We start from the raw sequence: 22,564 nt of genomic DNA, 5'->3' as shown, positions 1-22,564 counted from the left end.
AGAAATTGTCCGCCTTTAAGCGAAGAAGGTGATCGAGAAGAAAGGCAGACGTGTTAACTGGGCGCTGCTATTTCTGATTGCAACATTATTTTCTGTAGTGGTACTCTATAGGGTAGAAGAAAGGGTGTAGATCATGTCGCGTCAAAACGTGTCGCAACCAAAGAGTGCAGAAAAGCCATTGCCCGTTCATATACCGCTGGGTAAATTTCCAAATGAGGTTATTCCGCAAAAGGTGATTAATAAAGGTTTCGGTGGAAAAAAACACAAATAAAACTTCAAACATGGGATCAGCTGTCCGTTTTTTTGACGATGGAGACGACAATGTCATGCAAGTACAGTTTGTCGTTCTTCATAGTGGCTTGGCCTCACTCAGAATTTCATCTCTTAGAAGAGGATGAAGTGAATCGTCTGTCAGTAGATCGACTGACATACCCAATTCTTCTTCCAAGTCGTGTTTCATACGGATACGATCAAGCAAGTTGGGTTCTCCGAATTCGACAATCAAGTCAATGTCACTATTTTGTCGTTCAGATCCTCGTAGCTGAGATCCGAATATGCGAATATTTTTTGCTTCGTATTTTTTTGCAATGTCATAAATCCGATATCGTTTGTCGAGTATTTTCTGGTTCATCATTCTCACACCCCTTGTGTTTGCAACTTTTGAAGTGACTGACATCCTGAGTTACATCTCCGCCTCTGTATTCGTTATACCCCTGGATGTCAGCCACATGGATTCTTCTTCCGCATCCTTGTCATTCCCGCGATTGCACCCTACAATACTCCTAACGGGATTTTACAAGTTTCGACAGACTGCTAGGAGGCACTGCATGAAGTTTCGTCAAGCGCTCGACGTGCCGGATGGGCCACTCGGGTTTCGCACACTTACTACCTTAACAATCCTAGCACTTTTTCTTGTGGTTACACCTTGGTATGCCGGACTCTTTTTTACGCCATCTGCAACGATCGTGGTCACGCTGCTCCTGCTTGGTGCAATCGTCGCGCTGTTTCGCGACGATCTGGATCTGCACCCGACGCGCCCTGCGCTGTGGGTGCTGATGTATGGGGCATATGCGATGCTCACGAACCTCTGGGCGACGTCCGTCGTGCTGTCGCTACAAGTGACGCTGACGGCGGCGGCGGGTGCGGCGGTGTTCGTTGTGGCGCAGCGCTATGGCTATGCGGTGCGAAACGTTCTTGTGCTGCTTTTGCTCCTGCTAAACCCCATCCTCTACGTGTTTGGCATGGGTGCGGCGGTCTCTTGGTGGAGCGCCAACAACGCGGTGTACGGGAGCCACCTGCTCGCATCTGTCTTTCAGTACCACAACACGTATGGGGCCGTCGCGCTTGCGATCGCGGCGCTCGGGCTGACGGCGGGATACCGCGGCGCGCGCTGCACCGTCTGGAATTTTGTCGGCACGCTCGCTTTTACGACAGGCCTCGCGGCGGTTGTCGGCACGTATTCGCGCGTCGTGTGGGTGTACACGCCGTTCGTGCTCCTCGCGCTCTTTATCTCGCGCGCCGCGCTGTTCAAGCGCAAGCGCGTCGTGTGGTATGACGTAGCGCTCACGCTGCTCGGACTCGCGAGTGGCTACGTCACGGTCAAAGCGCTGCAAAGCGGTCACGCCAAAGACGTCGTGATCGCGCTCGCCCTGCTGCTTGTCGGTTCGTTTCTCGCCGAGCGCTTTCTTCGCCCGTGGGTGTTTGAGCGGATGGACGTGCGCGCGTCGCGCGGTGTAGGGATCGGCCTTGTCGCGCTGCTTCTGCTCGGCGGGTACCTCCTGCGCCACCACCTGAGCGGCCACGGCAGCGCCTCGATCCTGCAGCGCCTGCACGCGATCTCGTTTCACAGCGTCAGTTTGCAAGAGCGCTTCTACTATTATAAGAACGCACTTGCCATGTGGCTCGCAGCTCCGCTTTTTGGCGCGGGCGGCAACGCGTGGATGAGCCACTTCCAGGCGTATCAGACGCTGCCCTACTGGTCGAAACAGGTGCACAGTGTCCTGTTTGATCAACTGCTCGACGGCGGTGTCGTGCAACTTCTCCTGTTTGGGGTCTCGATAAGCCTTGGCATCGCGCAAACGATCCGCGTGCTGCGCGCGGCGGAGAACCTGCGCGAGAAGATGAGCGCGCTTGGTTTTCTCATCGCGGCGCTGATCCTGCTCACACACGCATTTCTCGATTTCGACTTTTCATACGCGTACTACGAGGTGCTCTTTTGGATGATGCTTGGCCTCGCCGGAACGGCGCGTCTCGCGCAAGAGGGAGCGAAGATCGCGCAAACGCCGCTTGCCCCTTTGCGCGCGCAGCGGATGGCCAGACAGCGACGCATGCAGTCGTATGCAATCACCGTCGCACTGCTCGTGTTTTTTGTCTTTGGCGGGATGATGTCAGGTTCGCAGGTGGCGTTTGGCATGATGACAACGCCTGGCTACGTGAGCAAGGCGAACCTGGCGGAGGTGCAGACGAGCACTGCGCTCACACCGTACGATGACAACGCCGAGTTTACGCTTGCCAAGTTTGACTACCAGATGCTGCAGTACGGGCAGGGGCAGGCATACGGCGGACAGGCGCTCGCCGCGCTGCGCGTAGCCGCTGCGACGGGTGCGTGGGACCCGAGCATGCTCACACAATGCGCCGTGCTGGCGTATCAGATGGGCGATTATACGGATGCGCTGAACTGGTCGCACGCGGCGATTGGCGTCGGACGTTTCAATCAGGCGGCGTACGAGAACGCGATGGCGATCAAGCTGTTCGTGTCGGCGCGCGCGCTAAAGACCGACCCGGCGGGCGCAAAGCAAGGCCTGCAAGGGGTCACGCAACTCTTTCGGACGATAAACGCAGAGGCGAAGGTGAGCGATCCGGCACTCTTCCCAGCGGAGATCCCGCTCGCCGAGAACGCGACGGTGCAGGTGTACGAGGGGCTGGCACTGGCGCTACTGGGCCAGTACAAAGCGTCGGAGAGCACGCTCAATCCATTTTTGACCGCCAACCGCGACCAGCCTGCGGTCAATCTGTACCTGACCGCGATGGCGATTGACGAGGCAGGCTTGAAGCAGAGTGTTCTGCGAAACGTGACGATGCAAGAGATGAAAAAAGAACCGGGCGCGCTTCAGGAGTATCAATTTATAAACGCGGACCGCTAAGGAGGAGGGCAGATCATGCTGCGCAGGCATCAGGCATGGATTGGCAGGCTGTATATGATGAATGATGCGATCGCCGTCGTGATCGCCTTTCTCCTGGCGTGGGCCGTACGCTTTGAGACAACGCTCCTTCCGAGGTACGGCGCGCTTCCGCTGAGCGATTACCTGAAGATCCTCTACGTGGCGCTTCCTGCGTTTCTCGCGGTCGCGGCACTCACGGGCCTGTACGGTGTCACGAGAAACCGCGCGATGCGCCGCGTGGCTGCGCAGTTGCTGGTGAGCGTTGCCATGATGGCGCTGACGGCGATGAGTGTGCTGTATTTGAGCAAGGAACCGTATTCGCGGGCGGTCATCGTTTTTTTTGTGACCCTCACCTACCTCTTTACGATCGGGACGCGCCTGGCGACCCGCCGCATCCTGCAGTCGTTTCGCGCACGCGGCTTCAACCGCAAGTATATCCTCATCATCGGGGCGACGCGCGCCACTGAGCGTTTCCTGGCGCACGTTCGGCGGCATCCGGAGTTTGGCTACGAGATCCTCGGCGGCGTGATCGCGGATGACGGGCGGGTCGATCGCGAGATGGCGGCGACGGTGGACGATGGTATGTTTGAGGATCTCGCGCAGCGCGCGTTTTTTGAGCGGCAGAACATTACGTGTCTCGGCAGTTCGGCGGAGCTAAGCGCGATTCTCCAGCGGCACATCGTCGATCACATCGTGCTCACCGTGCCGTACTACGCGATGGGCGTGTTGCGCGACGCGGTGCAGATCGCCGAGTACTATGGTGTACACACGCTGCTTATCCCGGATTTTGTCGACGTGCTGCCAAGCCGCCCGCGCTTTGAAGAGTTCGCGGGGTTGCCGATCGTCGATACGCGCTATACGCCGCTTGACGAGGTGGTCAACCTCGCGCTCAAACGCGGCTTTGACCTCGTTTTCTCGCTGCTTGTGCTCATCGTGCTGAGCCCGTTTTTTGCGCTGCTCGCCGTGCTTGTGCGTCTCTCGTCGCCCGGCCCGATCATTTACAGGCAAACGCGGCTCGGGAAAAACCGCAGACCGTTTACGATGTACAAGTTTCGCACGATGGTGTTGCACGATGCGGATCAGGACGGCTGGACGGTGGCAGACGATCCACGCCGCACGAAGGTAGGGCGCTTCATGCGGCGGATGAGCCTTGACGAGTTGCCGCAGTTCTTTAACGTCCTGCGCGGCGACATGAGCGTGATTGGCCCGCGCCCCGAGCGTCCGAACTACGTAGAGCAGTTCCAGGAGGACATTCCGCGCTACATGGTCAAGCACCGCATTCGCCCAGGCATCACCGGCTGGGCGCAGATCCACGGGCTGCGCGGCGACACAAGCATTGAGGAGCGCATTGAGTATGACCTGCGCTACATCGAGAACTGGTCGTTTCAGATGGACATGCTGATCGTCCTGCGCACCGTGGTGCACGGGTTTAGAAATCGCAATGCGTATTGAGGCGAAACGCGACGCGGCGGGTGCGGTGCAACGCTTCGCGCCGGACGAACCCCACGTGGGAGGGGGAAAGGTTCATCTCCCCCGTGTGCAGGTGCAGATCGTCACGCACGAGAGTGCGGACGGACTCGCCGCGTGTCTTGACGCGGTGCTCGCGCAAACGGTCGCGCCTGCGTGTGTGCTGATCCTTGACAACGCGTCGACCGACGCGAGTGTCGCGATCGCAGAAGCGTATGTAGTCAGGCACCCGCGCATTGTCGTGCATATCCTGCCGCACAATCTCGGCTATGCGGTGGCGCACAACCTCGGGTTTACGCGCGCGCTTGACGCGCAAATGACCCACGTGCTGACGCTAAACCCAGACGTGCTGTTGCGCGCGACGTATCTCGAACACTGCCTTGCGGCGCTGCACGACAGAAAAGGGGAGCGTACCGGCGGGGTTACAGGGAAACTGTTGCGGGAGAATGGCGTGACGATTGACAGCACGGGGCTTGTCATGGAGGCTTTCTATCACGTGCGCGATCGCGGCTCAGAGCGACGGGACGCTGGGCAGTATGACGCAGCACACGTTGTGTTTGGCGTGTGCGGCGCCGCCGCGCTCTACACGGCGTCCTTTTTAAACGCGATGCATCACGCGGCGGGGTATGTGCTTGACGAGACGTTTTTTCTCTACAAGGAGGACGTCGATCTCTGCTGGCGCGGTTCGCTCAACGGATTTTCGTTTTTGTATGCGCCAAAGGCGGTGGCCAAACACGCGCGTGGCTGGATTGCGGGGAAGCGCCCGAGCGCACGTGCGCAGTCACACTCGTTTGCGAATCAGCTTTCTATGGTGTGGGTATACGTTTCGCCGCGCTCGTTCGGGTTTTGGGTCGCCCAATTCGTCGAGTTTGCGCGCTTTTTGCGCCTGCTTGTGACGCGCCCGAACGTGGCGTGGCAGATCGCCTCGCTCCTGTGGTCGCAGCGGACGCATCGCCAGGAAAAACGCCGCATGCTCAGAAACGCGCGCCGCGGGGAGGGAGGGTGAGGACACGGAGCGCTGAGAACGAGTTTTCGTAGGTAGAAGGTGCCTGCGATGTGATGTAGGTGATTAAACGTGGAACGTATTTGGGAGGTGCAGTCAACGCGGTGAAGGTTGCGATTGTCCACGAATGGCTGGTCAATTTTCGTGGATCTGAAAAGGTGTTGCTTGAACTTGCAAGAATCTTTCCTGACGCAACAATCTATGTGTCTGTGCTAGATCGCTCACAGTTGCCTGAGGAACTCGCGGCACGCGACATTCGCACGACGTTTCTTCAGCATCTTCCGTTTTCTGTAAAAAGGTATCAAGCCTATCTTTTTCTAATGCCACTCGCCTATTCGCTTTTGGATATGAAAGAGTACGATCTGATCATCACGAGCAGTCACGCTTGCGCCAACGGTGTCCGCGCAAAGCGAGGAGCTTTACACATTAGTTACTGTTATACACCGATGCGCTATGCCTGGAGTGGTTTTCAAGAGTATTACGAGAGCCTGCGCTCGCCGATTGCGAAAGTGGCGATGACGATACTCATGGCTTTCATGAGATTCTGGGATTATCATCATTCGCAAAAGGTCGATCACTATATTGCGTGCAGTCGCGCTGTTTCCGAGCGCATCAAGAAGTATTATGGGAGAAGTTCAATCGTGATTTATCCGCCTGTAGGTTTGATTCCCACTGAACCAATTGGCTCAATCAAATCGCTACTCCCAGATCTTCAAGGGGAACCTTATTATTTGTCACTGGGACGACTTGTTCCGTACAAGCGCGTGGATCTCGCGATCAAAGCGTGTGAACGCATGCAGCGGCATCTCGTTGTTGCAGGGAATGGGCCAGAACTGGAACGTCTGCAAGCAGAGGCAAGCCCGTGGATTCACTTTATCACTGCGTTCTCTGATGAGGATGCAAAGGCGCTCTACAAGCATTGTTTCGGATTTATCTTTCCTGGAGAAGAAGACTTCGGACTGACCGTCGTGGAAGTTCAACGCTATGGAAAACCAGTCGTGGCCTACGCAAAGGGTGGGGCAGAGGACACCGTTATTCACGGGAAAACGGGCATCCTCTTTCAAGAGCAATCGGTCGATGCTTTGGTGGACGCATTAATTGAATTGGAGCAATCGACATATGATGTGGAATTTATTCGAAATCATTCCACTCGATTTTCACCAGAGATGTTTCATGCCGAGATACGTGATGCGATCAACATGCGGGTCGAATGAACTGCGGGTTATGCAGGTGGTATGGGGGTTACTGCTTTGCGTATTGGCATTGATTGTCGTCCGTTATCGAAGGAAAAAACGGGTATCGGATATTACCTTTGGGAAATCTTGAACCAATGGGGTAAAAGTGAAATCCCCCATGAACTCTTTCTCTATAGCGCTCGTCATTTTGAGATCCCTCCTCAACTTGCTCGATCGAATGTTCGCATTTGCAAGCGTGTCTTTCTTTTTGAACCGCCTGAGGTGTGGATGCACACGATCTTGCCGATCCAACTTCGCAAGGATCACGTCGATGTTTATTGGGGGCCGAACTATGCAATGCCTGTTTTTCCGTTTGGAGTCCCTTCTGTTTTGACAGTGCATGACATGGTCTATCGAGTTTTTCCGAAGACAATGAAGCGTGTAACCTATCTGCATAACCGATACGGCATGGAGTGGTATGTGAGAAAATGCGATCATGTTATTGCGGATTCAGAGCATACCAAACAGGATCTTGTATCTTATCTGCATCTGGAATCCGACAAAATCGATGTGATTCCTCTGGGCGTATCTGAACGATTGGACCAATCCTCACAAGATGTGTCGGACAAACGTGCGATTGAATCTCTGGGATTGAATCAAAAACCCTATCTCCTTACCGTGGGTACGCTTGAACCACGGAAAAACCTAACGCGTGTTATTCAGGCATTTAAACGATTCCTGAATGAACAACGGTTTGAAGACGGCTCAGAGCCTTTGCTTGTGGTTGTAGGGGCAAGTGGTTGGGGAGGAACATCTGAGAAGATCCAGCACGATTTGGACGAGTCTGTTCGCTATTTGGGATATGTATCTGACGCAATTTTGGGTGTTCTCTATCGCAATGCAGTTGGATTTATCTATATGTCGCTCTATGAAGGGTTTGGCTTGCCCCCGCTTGAAGCGATGAGGTATGGTACACCTGTGCTCGTTTCGAATTCGAGTTCTCTTCCAGAAGTGGTTGGAGATTGTGGACTCTATGCGAATCCATACCAGATAGAAGATATTGCATTGCAAATTGCTCACTTGTATAGGGATGGACGTAATTCCGAACTCGCTTTTCGTGCGAAGATAAGGGCAGAAATGATGTCTTGGGATGCTGTTGCAAAAAATACACTTGGTTTGCTGCAAAGAGTAGTAACAAATCATAATGCGCGGTAATCCATTTCAGATTTAATTTTGCGAAACGCTTTGAATGATAAAACAAGGATGTGCTTTTGTGTACGCTCGCTTGGTTGAATTATGGAAGTATAGGGAAATGTTATGGAGCATGATCTTATCTGAGTTGCGTACGCGTTATCGCGGTTCTTTTTTTAGGATTTCTTTGGACATTTATCAATCCACTTCTTACGTTAATGGTTTACACGTTTATCTTTTCGAGGATTATGAAGGTTACGATGCCTCACTATGCTCTTTTTATGTTTATTGGACTTTTGGCATGGAATTTGTTCGCCACGGGAATTCAATCTTCTGCAAGCGTGATCGTGAGGCAAGGGTCACTTGTAAAGAAGATTTATTTTCCAAGAGAGATTCTCCCGCTTTCTGTTGTGGGAGGCAGTGTCATCAACTATTTGTTATCCCTCGCCATTTTGGTGCCTTTTTTATTCATCAACGGATATTACCCAACTATGAATTGGCTATATGTCCCTCTCATTTTATTGATGGAGACGATTTTTACTGTAGGGTTAGCTTTGCTGTTATCTTCGCTCACCGTATACTTGCGAGATATTGAACATATGCTTGGAATCTTTTTGATGTTATGGTTTTATCTCACACCTGTCATCTATTCTCTTAAAATATTATCTCCAGGTATTGCTCAGTTGTTTAAATTAAATCCAATGTCTGACGTTGTCTTATCCTTTCAATCAACACTGTATTACAATGAAAGTCCGCACTGGAAGCTGTTTCTTTATGGATATGGAATATCGGTTGTTGTGTTAATTTTTGGTTGGTGGCTCTTTACGCGACTGAATCGCCGTTTTGCTGAGGAGGTATAAATTGGATTATGGTTAATACCGAAAAAGTGATTCGAGTCCAAAATGTATCCAAAAGTTTTCGCGTTCATACGGAGAGAAACAGTACGCTCAAAGAGCGTGTGCTTTATGCGGGGCGTGCAAAGTATCGGGATTTTGTGGCTTTGCGTGATGTCAGTTTAGAAGTCACGAGAGGCGAATCTTTGGGTTTAATCGGCGTTAATGGATCTGGGAAGAGTACACTCCTCAAACTCATGAGCAAAATTTTGTATCCTGACTCTGGTTCTGTGGATGTACGCGGACGTGTTTCAAGTCTTCTGGAATTGGGCGCTGGGTTTCATCCGGATTTTTCAGGCAGAGAAAATGTATTTATGAACGGTGCGCTTTTAGGTTTGTCGCGAAAAGAAATTCGGGATAAATTTGATGAGATCATCGATTTCTCAGAACTCGGGGATTTTATTGACGAACCTGTTCGGAGCTATTCTTCGGGGATGTATATGCGACTCGCATTTTCAGTTGCGGTTGCTGTCGACCCAGAAATCATCCTGATTGATGAAATTCTGGCTGTAGGTGACGCCGCATTTCAGGCGAAGTGCATGAATCGATTAAGAACGCTTAGGGCGAGAGACACAACGATCATTATCGTCACTCACGATACTGCAGCAGTTGAGCGATTTTGCGATCGAGTCGTATGGATGCATGATTCGCGTGTTAAAATGGAAGGCAAACCAATTAACTGCATCCAATCGTATTTAGCCACTGTATTCAAAGCGTCCAACGAAGGATCAAATGCGATGTCCTTTGAGCGTTCGGATACTAGCGAGATATCTGAAGAGATACGTTCGATAAACGATAGGGTCTCTAGTGAAGCAACTGATGCTGGACATCGTTGGGGTACGGGGGACGTGTCGATTGATGAAGTCGTCGTTACATCAAGTGCTGGGCAGGGTCTAGTGCAATGCGGCGAACCGCTGGATATAACCATTCGATTCAGCGTCAAGCAGGCGGTGAGTGATGTTGACTTTGGTATAGGAATTTTCACGGCAGACGATGTGCAATGTTATGGGACAAACACGCGATTGGATCGATATGATACGATATCCTTAGTTCAAGGTAGCGGATCAATTACATTTCATTCCACAGATTTCTGTTTGTTGCCCGGTTCCTATTGGATTGATGTCGCATGCAGTGCCGCAGATACACAAGCGCATGATTATTGGAGAAGAGCCACTCAGATCCAGGTTTACTCTGATATTAACGATGTTGGATTGTGTAGGGTGCCACATGAATGGGCGCTATCGATTGATTCTTGACTGCATGTGGGGTGAGCACAATTTTTAAGTCTTAGTTATTAAGCCGATATTGAAGAAAAACGATAGGATGAGAATTGAGGGTAAGAATGCATAATAAAAATGAGGTTCGCTTATATCGAGCGTTTGAAGATAAACATCGAGGCTCACGTGAACTCATTACGTCGAGGTTACAAGTGTATATTCCATGGATTCTTCCATTACTTGATGTTTATAGTGAGCGCCAAGTGATGGATCTGGGGTGTGGCCGCGGAGAATGGCTTGAATTATTGAAGAAAAATGGCTTTCAGGCAGTTGGCGTTGATTTGGATCGCGGGATGTTAGAAGCCTGTGTAGAGCGTGGATTGACTGTATTTGAGAAAGATGCGCTAACCGCATTAAGAGAACTTTCTGATGAAAGTCAGCTCATTGTTTCTGGATTTCATATTGCTGAACATCTACCATTTGATGTATTAAGTGATCTGGTTTGTGAGGCAGTTCGCGTTTTAAAACCAGGTGGGTTACTCATTCTTGAAACACCCAATCCAGAGAATATCAAGGTTGCCACAGCCAATTTTTATCTTGACCCGACGCATCAACGTCCTATACCGCAACAGTTGCTGGTTTTTCTTGCGGAGTATTTTGGTTTTTCTAGAGTGAAAATCCTTCGTTTGCAGGAATCGAAAGAGATTCATGAAAAATCTTCTGTAGCGTTACTTGATGTGATCGATGGTGTTAGCCCGGACTATTCAATGATAGCGCAAAAAAAAGCTTCGTACGAAGTTTTAAATCGATTTGATGGATATTTTAGTCAAGAATACGGGATCACCTTGGAATCTTTAACTGAGAAATTTGAACAACGTCTTGCACATATAGAAACAAAAACTCAGGAAGCTAGTTCTTTCACACGTGAGGCTGTTGATTGGGTAATTAAAGCCCAGATTAACGCTGAACGTATCGAAAATAAATTGATTGATGCGGAATTACGAATGGAACGGGCTGAAACAAGTGCGAAAGAAGCGTTTTTACGAGCAGAGAAGTTCGAAGCACAAGCGAGTGAAGCATTATTAAAAATCGAACGTGCTGAAACGAGAACACTTGAAGCCGAATCACGCGCATCGTATTTTGAAGTGAGATCGAAAGAGTTAGAGAATCGTATGAAACAAATGGAAGCTGATGTCCAAAATGCTTGGCACCATTATTCTATGGTCGTAAACAGTCATTCATGGAAAACCACGTATCCTTTACGGTTAGCAGGTAAAGCAGCAAGATGGTTTGTGCGAGGCAGCATTGCGTGGATAACATTTGCTCCTTCTAGCCGTCCGAGACGTATTTTGCGTATTACTTTGATAGCGTTAAAGCGTAAAATCCAAAGTAATTATAAACTAAAGGCTCTTGCACTGCGTTTTCTGACACGCTTTCCTAGTTTAAAAGAACGTTTAAAAAGAGTAGGGGACGATCAGCGATATTACAGTGGAGTTGGAACTGTTCATCAATCAAATCATTCAATAGAAAATCTTAATTCCAGTGCAAGAAAGATCTATAAAGATCTTAAAGCCTCAATCGAAAAAAATAAGGAGTAAAAATCATGAGGATTGTAATTGATATGCAAGGGGCGCAAAGCGCTAGTCGTCACCGTGGGATTGGAAGATTGACATTATCTCTTATCAAGGCTCTTGTCGAAAATAAGGGAGATCATGAAGTTATTCTTGCTCTGAATGGATTGTTTCCTGACACGATAGAGTTCATTCGTTCAACATTCGATAGGTTGCTTTCGCAAGAAAATATTAGAGTATGGCAGGCTGTTGGACCAGTATATTATTTGGCATCCGATTCTTCGTGGCGTCGCAGAACTGCTGAATTGTTAAGAGAATCCTTTTTTGCTAGCTTAAAGCCAGATATTATTCTTATAACAAGCTTATTCGAAGGGCTAGGCGATGATGCGGTTACTAGCATTGGTTCTTTTAACAATTCAATTCCAACTGCGGTCATTCTGTATGATTTAATTCCTCTAATTTATCGAGAACTTTATCTTAAAAGTCCTGAATATGAGCTTTGGTATGAACAAAAAATTGGTCATCTTCGACGCGCGGACCTTTTGTTATCTATCTCCGAATCTTCACGTCAAGAGGCGATCCAATATTTGGGAATAGCCTCTGATTCAACTGTGAATATTTCAGCTGCGGTAGATACTGAATTTAAACGTCTAACGTTAGAGCCATCAGATAGGGAACGTCTTCTAAATCAGTATGGAATATCGCATTCCTTTGTGATGTATACAGGCGCGGCGATTGAGCCTCGCAAAAACATAGAGGGTTTGATTCGCGCATACGCTCAATTACCCAAATACTTACGTAGAGAACACCAATTGGTGATCGTATGTACTATTCAACCTGTAGATCGAGAGCGATTGGTGTCAGTTGCTAAAAAATTCGGAATGGGATCGAAAGAATTGGTACTGACTGGTTATGTGCCTGATGAGGATCTAATTAACTTATATAATTTATGTAAGGCATTCGTTTTTCCGTCATGGCATGAAGGTTTTGGATTGCCTGTGCTTGAGGCGATGTCATGTGGAGCGGCAGTTATTGGATCGAATACATCTAGCGTACCAGAGATCATTGACAGAAAAGATGCTCTGTTTGATCCGAAGGATGATCGATCAATAACAGATAAACTGGAACAAGTTTTAACAGATGAAGAATTTCTTATTGAGCTGCAACGACATAGTGTAAAACAGGCAGAAAAATTCTCTTGGGACTTGAGTGCAAAACGTGCGATACAAGCTATGGAATCAATAAGTGAAAAGAACTGTAATAAAGAGTTTGCTCTGAAACGTTTTTCGCGTCGTCCGAAACTAGCATACATTTCTCCTCTTCCGCCTGTGCGATCGGGAATCAGCGATTACAGTGCAGAACTCCTGCCTGAACTTGCTCGATATTATGAAATTGAAGTTATTGTTGACCAAGAGACTGTTTCTGATCCTTGGATTATAGCGAACTGTCCGATCCGAAATTCTGACTGGTTTCTAACTCATGCAAAAAAATATGATCGAGTACTTTATCATTTTGGAAATTCGCCATTTCATCAGTATATGCTTTCATTGTTAAATGAAATACCAGGAGTCGTAGTGCTGCATGATTTTTTCCTCTCGGGCATCTACAAACATTTTGGAGAAAACTATCTCAGTGATCCAAGGTGGTTGAAAGAGCTTTATTATTCACACGGATATAAAGCTATTCAAGAGCATGCGTCATCATCTGATTTAAATCAGATTATTATGAAATACCCATGTAATCTTAGTGTTATACAACGTGCGCAGAGTATTATTGTTCATTCGGATTTTTCTCGACGCCTAGCACAAAAATGGTATTATCAACTTGATCTTGATAATTGGGTGGTTATTCCTCATCTGCGAGCACCGAAGCATGGTGTTGAGCGTACTAAGGCGAGAAGAAAGTTATCACTGAACGAGGATGATTTTGTTATTAGCAGTTTTGGTTTATTAGATCCAACTAAACTTAACCATCGACTACTTCAATCATGGCTAAATTCACGTTTGGCTGATGATGAAAAATGCATACTTATTTTCGTTGGCGAAAACCACGGAGGTGGATATGGGGAAGAGCTTATAAAAAACATTCGAGAAAGTGGGTTAAATACTCGAATTCACATCACAGGTTGGGTAGATACTAAAACCTTCCAAAACTACCTAGCAGCCTCTGATATTGCTGTTCAACTACGCACTCTTTCACGTGGAGAGACATCAGGAACAGTTCTTGATTGTATGGCTCATGGTATTCCCACAATTATCAATGCGAATGGAAGCATGGCAGATTTACCTGATGGACCATTATATAAATTATCGGATGAATTCGAAAACGTTCAACTTCAAGATGCGTTAGAAACACTTTGGTTGAATAGTGAACAACGTAGGGAGATGGGTAAACGAGTACAAGAGATCATTTATATGCGACATTTACCAAGAGTCATTGCAAGACAATACTCTGAGACTATTGAAAATTCACAACTAAAAGCAGCGGTCGGGATTCAAGGTATAATTAAAGCGAGTTCTAATTTAAGAGACTATGATCCTGATGACAATGATTATTTTGTGTTAGCGAATGCCATCTCTCAGAATCATTCGTATAGTGCATCTAACCGTCAAATTTTGGTAGATATCTCTGCTCTTGTTATTAATGACTTAAAGACGGGGATCGAACGTGTTGTGAGAGGGATTTTAAAAGAATTAATTTTTGATCCTCCTATGAACTACCGTATCGAACCGGTTTATGCAACTACAGAACATCCTGGCTACCGTTATGCGCGTCATTTTACTTTAAATTTTCTTGGCTGTTCATCTGATATCATCTCTGATGAATTAATTGAATTTCATGTTGGTGATGTATTTATTGGTCTTGATTTGCAACAATATGTTGTTTCAGCTCAAGAAAAATTTCTTAAACATATTCATCATAATGGTGTCCGAACTTATTTTGTGGTTTATGATTTGCTTCCTATTCTTATGCAGCATGCATTTCCGCGTGGTGCTGATGTTGCGCATGAGACTTGGTTAAAAACTATCTCGCAATTTGATGGCGCAATATGCATTTCATCAGCTGTGGCTGATGAATTAAAAACATGGTTGCATGCTAATGGAACTGATCGTTTACGGCCCTACAAAATAACATGGTCTCATCTAGGAGCGGATGTTGAAAACTCTATCCCCTCTAAGGGAGTGCCGGATAATGCTGATCAACATCTAACTGATATTTCTAGACGGGTAAGTTTTCTGATGGTAGGAACCGTTGAGCCGAGAAAAGGATATATGCAGACTGTTTTGGCGTTTGAACGGCTCTGGACTGAAGATATGGATGTGAATCTAATTATCGTAGGAAAACAAGGTTGGATGGTTGAGACGTTAATTGAAAAGATACGTAAGCACCCCGAACTTAATAGAAGACTTTTATGGCTTGAGGGAATTAGCGATGAATATCTTGAAAAAATCTATGCTTCTTCTAATTGTCTTATAGCAGCAAGTGAGGGGGAGGGATTTGGACTTCCGCTTATTGAAGCTGCGCAACACAAGCTGCCGATAATTGCGAGAGATATCCCAGTCTTCCGTGAAGTGGCGGGGGAGCACGCATTTTACTTTCATGGTAAAGATCCTATTGATCTTGCTTCTGCGATTAAGGACTGGATAAAGTTGTATGATCAGGATATGCAACCAAAATCAGACGATATGCATTGGTTGACATGGAAGGAAGCCGCAAAAAATATGTTGGATATCTTACTTGAATAGCGTTATACTTATTGGGTTTCTAAGTATTTCGTTTACAAAGCAGTATGCTTAAAATGATTGGGCGATTATTTTTTAGAGCTTTAAATTAAGGGGATACTTATGAAAACAGCGTTGATTACTGGAATTACTGGACAAGATGGTGCATACCTTGCAAAATTGCTTCTTGGTAAGGGATACCGCGTTATTGGTACGTATCGTCGCACGAGCGGGATCGATACATGGAGAATAAGCTATCTGGGAATTGAATCAAAGGTTGAACTGGTTTGCATGGATCTCGAAGATCTCTCTGGAATGATTCGCGTGTTAAAGTTATATCAGCCTCATGAGATTTACAATTTGGCAGCGCAGAGTTTTGTGAAAGTATCGTTTGATCAGCCTATCATGACAGGGCAAGTAACCGGAATGGGAGTTACACACTTACTTGAAGCGATCCGTAATGCGTGTCCCTCTGCCCGTTTTTACCAGGCAAGCACAAGTGAGATGTTTGGCAAAGTTCAGACGATCCCGCAAACGGAGAATACACCATTTTATCCACGCAGTCCCTATGGAGTGGCAAAGCTTTATGGTCATTGGATGACCACAAACTATCGTGAGTCCTACAATATGTTTGCGTGCTCTGGGATTCTCTTTAATCATGAATCGCCGCTTAGAGGAATTGAATTTGTGACGCGGAAAATTACGGATGGTGTCGCGAAAATTAGAACAGGTAAAGCGGACAAAATTACACTTGGCAATCTTGATGCAAAGCGTGACTGGGGTTATGCCAAAGAGTATGTCGAAGCGATGTGGCTTATGCTGCAACAGGACAAGCCTGATGATTTTGTCATTGCAACAGGTGATACTTATGCGGTGCAAGATTTTGTAGAGATGTCCTTCCGCGCTGCGGGGATAAAGGACTGGAATTCTTATGTTGACACTTCTTCTGCTTTTGAACGTCCAGCAGAGGTTGATTTGCTCATTGGTGACGCCTCAAAAGCGCGAGACATCTTAGGTTGGAAGGCAAAGACCAACGTTGAAGAACTGTCACGTATGATGATTGAAGCCGATTTGAAGCGACATGGGGCATGATGAATCAAAAAAAGATTGTATCGATCGTAACTGGCGCAAATGGCTTTGTTGGTCGCCATTTGGTTGATGCATTGGTAGAAAAGGGAAATCAAGTGGTTGCAGTTTCTGGACCACACTTAAATCAGGGCAGATCCTTTTCGGTGCGTGAGGATCTTATCCATGAACATGCGGATTTGTCGGAAACCGATGGATTTCGAGAAATTGTAGTTAGATATCAACCTGATGAGGTTTATCATCTTGCAGGCATTGCAGTAACACATGGGGTTTCGGCTGAGTCGTATTATCATGCTAATGTGTTGGGAGCCTATCGATGGGCTGAGGTCGTGCAAAGGGAATGTGGAGATGAATGCGCATTTCTTTTTGTGAGTTCCGCTTCCGTTTATGGGAGTCTTTCTGGAGATGATTTCCGATTTAAAGAAACGGATACTCCAAGACCGACATCTCTGTACGGTGCAAGCAAGGCCAGTGCAGAGGCGCATTTATGGACGCTTCTTTCCAAAGGGCTGAACTTAAAGATTGCTCGACCTTTTAATCACACAGGGCCGGGACAACAGGCTGGTTTCTTATGTCCCGATCTGGCTGCACGTATCAAGAAAGAGATTGTGAATCAGGGTAATGGTGAGTTGCGGATTTCTGTAGGTCGCATGGATGCAATTCGTGATTTTATGGATGTGCGCGACGTGGTTCGAGCGTATATCCTCATTATGGAGTCTGCGGCTACAGGGTCGGTTGTCAATGTGTGTTCGGGAATCGGAATATCTGTACGTGAGATGGCAGAGATTCTTGCGCAAGAAACGAGATTGGAACAAGCGATTAAATATATTCAAAGTGATACTCTTGTTAGAGGGGAGCCTGACAAAATTGTAGGTGATGATACGTACTTGAGAAGTTTAGGAGAATGGACACCTCACTATACGTTAAAGGAGACACTGAGGGATCTATGGTTGAGTTTTTAATGAGCAATAGAAAGTAAACCATAGAACGTCTTATTGGCAGAGATTAAATTCTCTGTGATATAAAAAATAAAATTATCTTTGTGTAGTGTTATGGATTCCCAGGATCAAATCACCTTTTTCGTTTACAGGTGAAAAAATTAGTAGAGATTAAAATGAACAATCATTTTTACTATACAATAAAAGAAATCCAAACGTTTGATATTGGTTTAACGCGATTCGATTTTCTTAAAGAATGATTGTATAATATATAATAGATGATGAAAGTAGGTTGGTTTATTGTGAAAACCATTCTTAATAAAAAAAGTTTAAGCATATTTTTATATATATTAATTGCATTGATTTTTATGGGGGACGTAACTCTACACCCATTAACTACATATATTGGACAACCTGGCGATGCCCAGCAATTTATGTGGTATTTAGGGCACTTCTGGAATTCTTTGTTACAAGGGCGAAATCCTTTTGTTTCAACTTCGATGAATTATCCGAACGGAATTAATTTAATGGCAAACACATCTCTTATTGCAGAGTCTGCTATTTTTGGTCCAATAGCGCTCGTTACAAATTTGGTGCTAGTATATAACTTGTTATTTTTATTAAATTTCATTGCAACTTCTGTTTTTTCTGAGTTAATATTTAGAGATCTGGGAATATCACGTTTCCTAGCTGTTGCAGGAGCAGTTCTTATTGCTATTTTGCCATATTATATGGCGCAAGATATGGGACACCTAAATCTTGTGCTGACGTCGCCGCTCTGGGTCGTTTTGTACATGGTAGTTCATATCGTAACAAAAGGAACTATAAGGCCGAAATTGAATGGAGTAGTTATAGGTGTTCTACTAGCAATAGAGTTTTACACATCGTTAGAGATATTTGTAACGTTTTTGATGGTATCAGCGCTTTTATTGATAGTAAGTATTTTAATTACACGCAATAAATTTAATGGATATATGAAAAAAATTCCTCGACAAAGCGTTATCTACGGGATTTCTGTGTTACTAGGACTAGCGATACCGGGAATCGTAGAATATTTGTTTGGACCATATCGCCCGCCTTTAGGATTATCAGTTCAGTCTCCGAATATTTACGTGACGGACTTATTAAGCCTGATTATACCCTCTCCTGTATATTTAATTCACTCGCATACTACTACATTTGTTACACAATTTTTTTCGGGGAATTACTCAGAAAACGATGGATATATTGGAATCCCTGCAATAATTCTTTTTGTATGGTCTGTCCAGAGAACGTGGAGTCGTTCAGTGACAAAAGTCGTGTTTACATTAGTATTGATTATCGCTATTTTCTCGTTCGGACCATATCTTCATATACTTGGAAACACGTCGAAGATCATGTTGCCATGGATTATTTTTCAAGGGCTACCTATACTTAAAGATATTCTTCCAGGAAGATTGATGATGTACTCCGAGATTGGCATAGTACTCATTTTATTGATTGGGGCAGAGGATGTAATTTCGAAGAGACAAAAAACACGCTCGACATCATTTATCATGGTGTTTTTTCTATGTTTGACGGGATTAACATGGTGGCCTAGAATGCCTTATTGGACAACGAATGTAAACCCTACGCTTACAAGTGCTCTTTCTTCAGGAGGTTCATTATATCGGTCGTTAAAAAGCCAAGTTGTAGGAGTTGTTTCGAGCGACTTCCCCATAAATATGGAAACCATTGCGGATAGTGGGTACCCATTTTCTACTGCAAATGTTTATGCTTTTACATCAACTAATGAAAATCCGATGAATTTATTGAATATCAGCTTATTTGCGACTAACGGTTCGTCAGTAACTGTATCGCAGGTCAGAAATAGCCTGCGTGCATACCTTCCTTATGCACATGTAAGTCGATTGCTTTTCATGCCAATTAGTGTAGGGGAGAAGATATCGCCGACAATTTACAATGGTATTACCGATATTCTAGGACAACCGATTAAGCAAGTGGATGGTGCCTGTGAATGGATAGTTCCTTTTTCGTTTAATAGTAGGATGGTTATTCAACAATTTAGCGATCTTTATAATGCATCAACAAGATACCTAGTCAACAATAAGTGGAACACATCAAATTTATATCCATTGGCACTTGAGAAACTTGGTTTTCTCTCTCCTTCATACCAAGGTTATTCAAAAAATGAAGCAAATTTTAACTGGACAGGATTAGGTGGATGGGTTGGTGCTTGGGGTAATAATCAATTTGCAGTTGGATTGAATACAACTGCCAAATACGCAGAACAAATTATTCGTAGTTATCAACATAAATCAGTAAAAGTTTACTACCCTTATCCTCAAGTTTATAACTCTTCAGAGGTAAAACGAAATTGGGGAACGTTGAATAATACACTTCAACAACTTTTGATTGTATTTAACGCTAAATGAATATGTGTATTGCAAAGAGGAAGTTATTTGATGGCTAGAATTTGTTATTGAAAACACACAAATCAAACATAAAAATTAAAAGGGATGATTATTTTATTTTTTATAAATATTATACGAACAAAGCTGGTCGCTCTATTAATTTAGAAAAATATTATAATGTGATATGTGTCTATGCTGGATAGTTTTGTTGTGCTACTTTAGTATTATATTACTTGTATCTAGGGAGATGGCAGTTTTGCTATTGAGTATTATCGTTCCAACATTTAATGAGATGGAAAATGTAGGAAGAGTTTCAAATGTAGTGCGTGAGTCAATGGAGGGTATCGATTATGAACTTATTTTCATAGACGACAGCTCAGACGATACACCGATTGAACTTGAACAACTTGCATCTCAAGACAATTGTATTAGATATGAGCACAGGGTTAACGAACGAGGATTGGGAACTGCTGTAGTTAGAGGATTCCAATTGGCATTGGGGGATGTAATTGCCGTTATGGATGCAGATTTACAGCATCCTGCCAGCATGCTCCCCGCCATGTTGGAGCAGGTTGATCACGGTGCTGAAGTTGTGATTGCAAGTCGATTCATTCCAGGTGGAAGTGATGGTGGGTTATCTCTTAATCGTAAAATTATTTCTGGTGTAGCACGTTATTTGTCTAGGATTCTATTACATCGAATTCGACCGATTAAAGACCCAACTAGTGGATTTTTTATGTTTAGAAGAGAAGTTATTGATACTGTAGAATTAAGACCAATTGGTTGGAAAATACTTATCGAGGTTCTAGCGCGAGGGAAGTCCGACAAAGTCGTTGAAGTTCCATATGATTTTCATGCGAGGTCTGCAGGAGAATCGAAAATGTCGCTTCGGGAACAATGGAATTATATGAAACATCTGTTCATTCTCATGAAAGATAGTCCAATAGATCTGAGGTTATACTCATTTTTGGCAGTGGGGTTATCTGGAGTGGTAGTAAACTTGGCTGCTTATATGTTATTTGTTCGGATTGGAATACCAATATTGATTTCTGGGTTTTTATCAGCTCTTGTTGCGCTCTTTTCGAATTTTTTACTAAATGATAAGATCACCTGGCGAGATGTGCATATTAGTCGTTGGCATTTAAGGGCAACAAAATATTTTCTCGTGTCTGTTGGGGGAATCATTTTTGATATTGGTGTTCTTGATATGTTGTTCAGGGTTTTCCATTTGAATTATTTATTTGCTAATGTGGCAGGAATTATTGTTGCATCTGTTTGGAATTTTTTATTGAATAACTTGTGGACATGGAACAATAACAAAAAATCATCAATGATTCGCTCTTTTGATGATAGAAGTAGTAGAGAATCTATATAAAGACTGCCGAGCTGGCAAATGAATAACTTTTGGACTTGGAATCATAAAAGTTCATTCTCGAGCGTCCAAATAAGAGATTAAAAAAGAGGGGTTTTATGATAATGAATTTTTTAAAAAATAGATATGCTGGATTGTTGATATTGGTCGTATTTTTTTTTATGCTTATTTTTCATCTACCTAAGATTATCTTGGGAATATACAGTTAATTATGATACCGCTTCCTATATTCTTCAAGCGCATTCAATTTTGCACGGCAATATCTTTCTTTCTCATTGGACACTTAGCGCGGACAATTTCTGGACGATCGATCTTCCCTTTTATGTAATCGCGGTATTTGTGAATATTTCAGTGCCGTAGGACCACTAGGTTAATAGTTTAGAGCCACCTCGTTAATCGAATAGAGCCACTCTGTTACTCGGTGAGCCAACCACTGCTATCCACTAAAATGGATGGATGTGTGCTGCATATGCAGCACACAAATAAATAGTGGGGGGTCATCCGAATGGCCAAGTATCGAGAGATTTTACGGCTCAAGGAAATGGGATTGAGCCAGCGTAGCATTGCGTCTAGTTGTCAATGCTCGCGAAACACCGTATCCGAGGTGCTGAACCGTGCGACCATGCTGGAATTGGCATGGCCGCTTGCGGACAACGTAACGGAAGCGGACCTTCAGTACCTGCTGTTCCCCGAAAGAGCACAAACCACCACGCGCAAAATTCCAGATTGCGAACATATTCATCGGGAGTTGGCCAGAAGTGGCGTCACACTCAGCTTGCTGTGGAGTGAATACTGCGAGTCATGTAGGCTGAGTCAGGAAATCTCCTTGAAGTACACCCAGTACTGCAACTACTACCGCAAGTTCGCCGCAACAACGAAAGCCACTATGCATATCCAGCTCATTTTTGACAGTACCCTAGTCACAGCGCGGGTTTGTAGGTCCTATTTTGCCCTACAACACAAAAAGCCCCTTTCCCAGAGGGCTACTTGCTTGATCGGATCTTATTTTGCGGTGGATTTTGTATCGCGAAGATGGATTGTCTTTGCAGGAAGTGGAATTTGCAGCTCATGTTTGACAGTTTGAGCTGGAAATTAGACTTATCCACAGGTAGAAAACCGCGTAACGGCGCGATTTTTGCTTGTTTTTCTCCGTTTTTAGCTTCGTATTTGTAGGTCAAAAAGTTATCAACATGTGTATAACATATACTTTGACTTATTTACACTTTTTCGCTATCGTTGTAGGCAATAATCTATGCGACGGTGATGCCTGTGTTTGCTCAAATTGTATCCACAAAACGTGCGGACGGTCGTACCTACAGGTACATGCATATCGTGGAGTCCTACCGGGAAGGTAAGTCCGTTAAAAAACGCAGAA

At 45.3% G+C, this 22,564-nt stretch carries 16 protein-coding genes; 15 read left to right on the top strand and 1 reads right to left on the bottom strand.

The annotated features are described in order from the left end of the window. Window positions 1-133 precede the first annotated feature (133 nt). Entirely contained in the window at window positions 134-271 is a 138-nt protein-coding gene (locus ATW55_RS16355) for a hypothetical protein (protein WP_160327238.1), read from the top strand. A 78-nt stretch (window positions 272-349) separates the two neighbouring features. On the opposite strand, the gene ATW55_RS11810 is transcribed toward ATW55_RS16355, so the two are convergent. Continuing rightward, window positions 350-634, bottom strand: a complete 285-nt coding sequence (locus tag ATW55_RS11810; protein WP_235587109.1) for a nucleotidyltransferase family protein — start codon at window positions 632-634, stop codon at window positions 350-352. 193 nt (window positions 635-827) lie between these two features. Here ATW55_RS11810 and ATW55_RS11805 point away from each other — a divergent pair, with 193 nt between their 5' ends. The 14 genes from ATW55_RS11805 (at window position 828) to ATW55_RS11740 (ending at window position 22,273) form a co-directional block, all read left to right on the top strand. Continuing rightward, window positions 828-3,143, top strand: coding sequence for an O-antigen ligase family protein (locus ATW55_RS11805; protein ID WP_067717792.1), 2,316 nt, complete (start codon window positions 828-830; stop codon window positions 3,141-3,143). Window positions 3,144-3,158: 15 nt separating this feature from the next. Further along, window positions 3,159-4,613, top strand: coding sequence for an undecaprenyl-phosphate glucose phosphotransferase (locus tag ATW55_RS11800; protein ID WP_067717788.1), 1,455 nt, complete (start codon window positions 3,159-3,161; stop codon window positions 4,611-4,613). Next, a complete protein-coding gene (locus tag ATW55_RS11795) occupies window positions 4,603-5,634 on the top strand; it encodes a glycosyltransferase (protein ID WP_067717785.1) in 1,032 nt (343 codons plus the stop codon). Before ATW55_RS11800 ends, ATW55_RS11795 begins: the two co-directional genes overlap by 11 nt. Before the next feature lie 59 nt (window positions 5,635-5,693). Then, on the top strand, window positions 5,694-6,845 hold the full coding sequence (locus tag ATW55_RS11790; RefSeq protein ID WP_067717782.1) for a glycosyltransferase: 1,152 nt from the start codon (window positions 5,694-5,696) through the stop codon (window positions 6,843-6,845). 21 nt (window positions 6,846-6,866) lie between these two features. Further along, window positions 6,867-8,021 carry a glycosyltransferase family 4 protein gene (locus ATW55_RS11785; protein WP_082685806.1) on the top strand — a complete coding sequence of 385 codons (1,155 nt, stop codon included), beginning with the start codon at window positions 6,867-6,869 and terminating at the stop codon, window positions 8,019-8,021. A 194-nt stretch (window positions 8,022-8,215) separates the two neighbouring features. Next, window positions 8,216-8,857 carry an ABC transporter permease gene (locus ATW55_RS11780; RefSeq protein ID WP_235587108.1) on the top strand — a complete coding sequence of 214 codons (642 nt, stop codon included), beginning with the start codon at window positions 8,216-8,218 and terminating at the stop codon, window positions 8,855-8,857. 8 nt (window positions 8,858-8,865) lie between these two features. After that, window positions 8,866-10,146: an ABC transporter ATP-binding protein gene (locus ATW55_RS11775; protein ID WP_067717775.1), complete on the top strand. Its 1,281-nt coding sequence runs from the start codon at window positions 8,866-8,868 to the stop codon at window positions 10,144-10,146. A gap of 86 nt (window positions 10,147-10,232) precedes the next feature. Next, window positions 10,233-11,705 (top strand): class I SAM-dependent methyltransferase, encoded by a 1,473-nt coding sequence (locus tag ATW55_RS11770; protein ID WP_067717771.1) that lies wholly within the window; start codon window positions 10,233-10,235, stop codon window positions 11,703-11,705. Window positions 11,706-11,710: 5 nt separating this feature from the next. Further along, on the top strand, window positions 11,711-15,424 hold the full coding sequence (locus ATW55_RS11765; protein ID WP_067717767.1) for a glycosyltransferase: 3,714 nt from the start codon (window positions 11,711-11,713) through the stop codon (window positions 15,422-15,424). Between the two features lie 99 nt (window positions 15,425-15,523). Then, window positions 15,524-16,492 carry a GDP-mannose 4,6-dehydratase gene (gene gmd / locus ATW55_RS11760; RefSeq protein WP_067717764.1) on the top strand — a complete coding sequence of 323 codons (969 nt, stop codon included), beginning with the start codon at window positions 15,524-15,526 and terminating at the stop codon, window positions 16,490-16,492. Next, complete coding sequence (locus tag ATW55_RS11755) at window positions 16,489-17,448, top strand: NAD-dependent epimerase/dehydratase family protein (RefSeq protein WP_082685805.1); 960 nt, start codon at window positions 16,489-16,491, stop codon at window positions 17,446-17,448. The genes gmd and ATW55_RS11755 overlap by 4 nt, the downstream gene beginning before the upstream one ends. A 278-nt stretch (window positions 17,449-17,726) precedes the next feature. Then, window positions 17,727-19,838 carry a hypothetical protein gene (locus ATW55_RS11750; protein ID WP_153005145.1) on the top strand — a complete coding sequence of 704 codons (2,112 nt, stop codon included), beginning with the start codon at window positions 17,727-17,729 and terminating at the stop codon, window positions 19,836-19,838. A gap of 241 nt (window positions 19,839-20,079) precedes the next feature. Continuing rightward, window positions 20,080-21,192: a glycosyltransferase gene (locus ATW55_RS11745; protein WP_160327237.1), complete on the top strand. Its 1,113-nt coding sequence runs from the start codon at window positions 20,080-20,082 to the stop codon at window positions 21,190-21,192. Window positions 21,193-21,694: 502 nt separating this feature from the next. Beyond that, window positions 21,695-22,273, top strand: a complete 579-nt coding sequence (locus tag ATW55_RS11740) for a hypothetical protein (protein WP_153005143.1) — start codon at window positions 21,695-21,697, stop codon at window positions 22,271-22,273. Window positions 22,274-22,564 lie beyond the last annotated feature (291 nt).

Origin of the sequence: Ferroacidibacillus organovorans (assembly GCF_001516615.1) — a bacterium.
Taxonomy (GTDB): Bacteria; Bacillota; Bacilli; order Alicyclobacillales; family SLC66; genus Ferroacidibacillus; species Ferroacidibacillus ferrooxidans_B.
Note: the sequence above shows the minus strand (reverse complement) of the source record. Positions and strands in the feature narration are given on the sequence as shown.

Coding starts and splice junctions, on each gene's coding strand:
- ATW55_RS16355 (WP_160327238.1), top strand. CDS start 134: ATGTCGCGTCAAAACGTGTCGCAACCAAAGAGTGCAGAAAAGCCATTG.
- ATW55_RS11810 (WP_235587109.1), bottom strand. CDS start 634: ATGATGAACCAGAAAATACTCGACAAACGATATCGGATTTATGACATT.
- ATW55_RS11805 (WP_067717792.1), top strand. CDS start 828: ATGAAGTTTCGTCAAGCGCTCGACGTGCCGGATGGGCCACTCGGGTTT.
- ATW55_RS11800 (WP_067717788.1), top strand. CDS start 3,159: ATGCTGCGCAGGCATCAGGCATGGATTGGCAGGCTGTATATGATGAAT.
- ATW55_RS11795 (WP_067717785.1), top strand. CDS start 4,603: ATGCGTATTGAGGCGAAACGCGACGCGGCGGGTGCGGTGCAACGCTTC.
- ATW55_RS11785 (WP_082685806.1), top strand. CDS start 6,867: ATGGGGGTTACTGCTTTGCGTATTGGCATTGATTGTCGTCCGTTATCG.
- ATW55_RS11780 (WP_235587108.1), top strand. CDS start 8,216: ATGGTTTACACGTTTATCTTTTCGAGGATTATGAAGGTTACGATGCCT.
- ATW55_RS11775 (WP_067717775.1), top strand. CDS start 8,866: ATGGTTAATACCGAAAAAGTGATTCGAGTCCAAAATGTATCCAAAAGT.
- ATW55_RS11770 (WP_067717771.1), top strand. CDS start 10,233: ATGCATAATAAAAATGAGGTTCGCTTATATCGAGCGTTTGAAGATAAA.
- ATW55_RS11765 (WP_067717767.1), top strand. CDS start 11,711: ATGAGGATTGTAATTGATATGCAAGGGGCGCAAAGCGCTAGTCGTCAC.
- gmd (WP_067717764.1), top strand. CDS start 15,524: ATGAAAACAGCGTTGATTACTGGAATTACTGGACAAGATGGTGCATAC.
- ATW55_RS11755 (WP_082685805.1), top strand. CDS start 16,489: ATGATGAATCAAAAAAAGATTGTATCGATCGTAACTGGCGCAAATGGC.
- ATW55_RS11740 (WP_153005143.1), top strand. CDS start 21,695: ATGGCCAAGTATCGAGAGATTTTACGGCTCAAGGAAATGGGATTGAGC.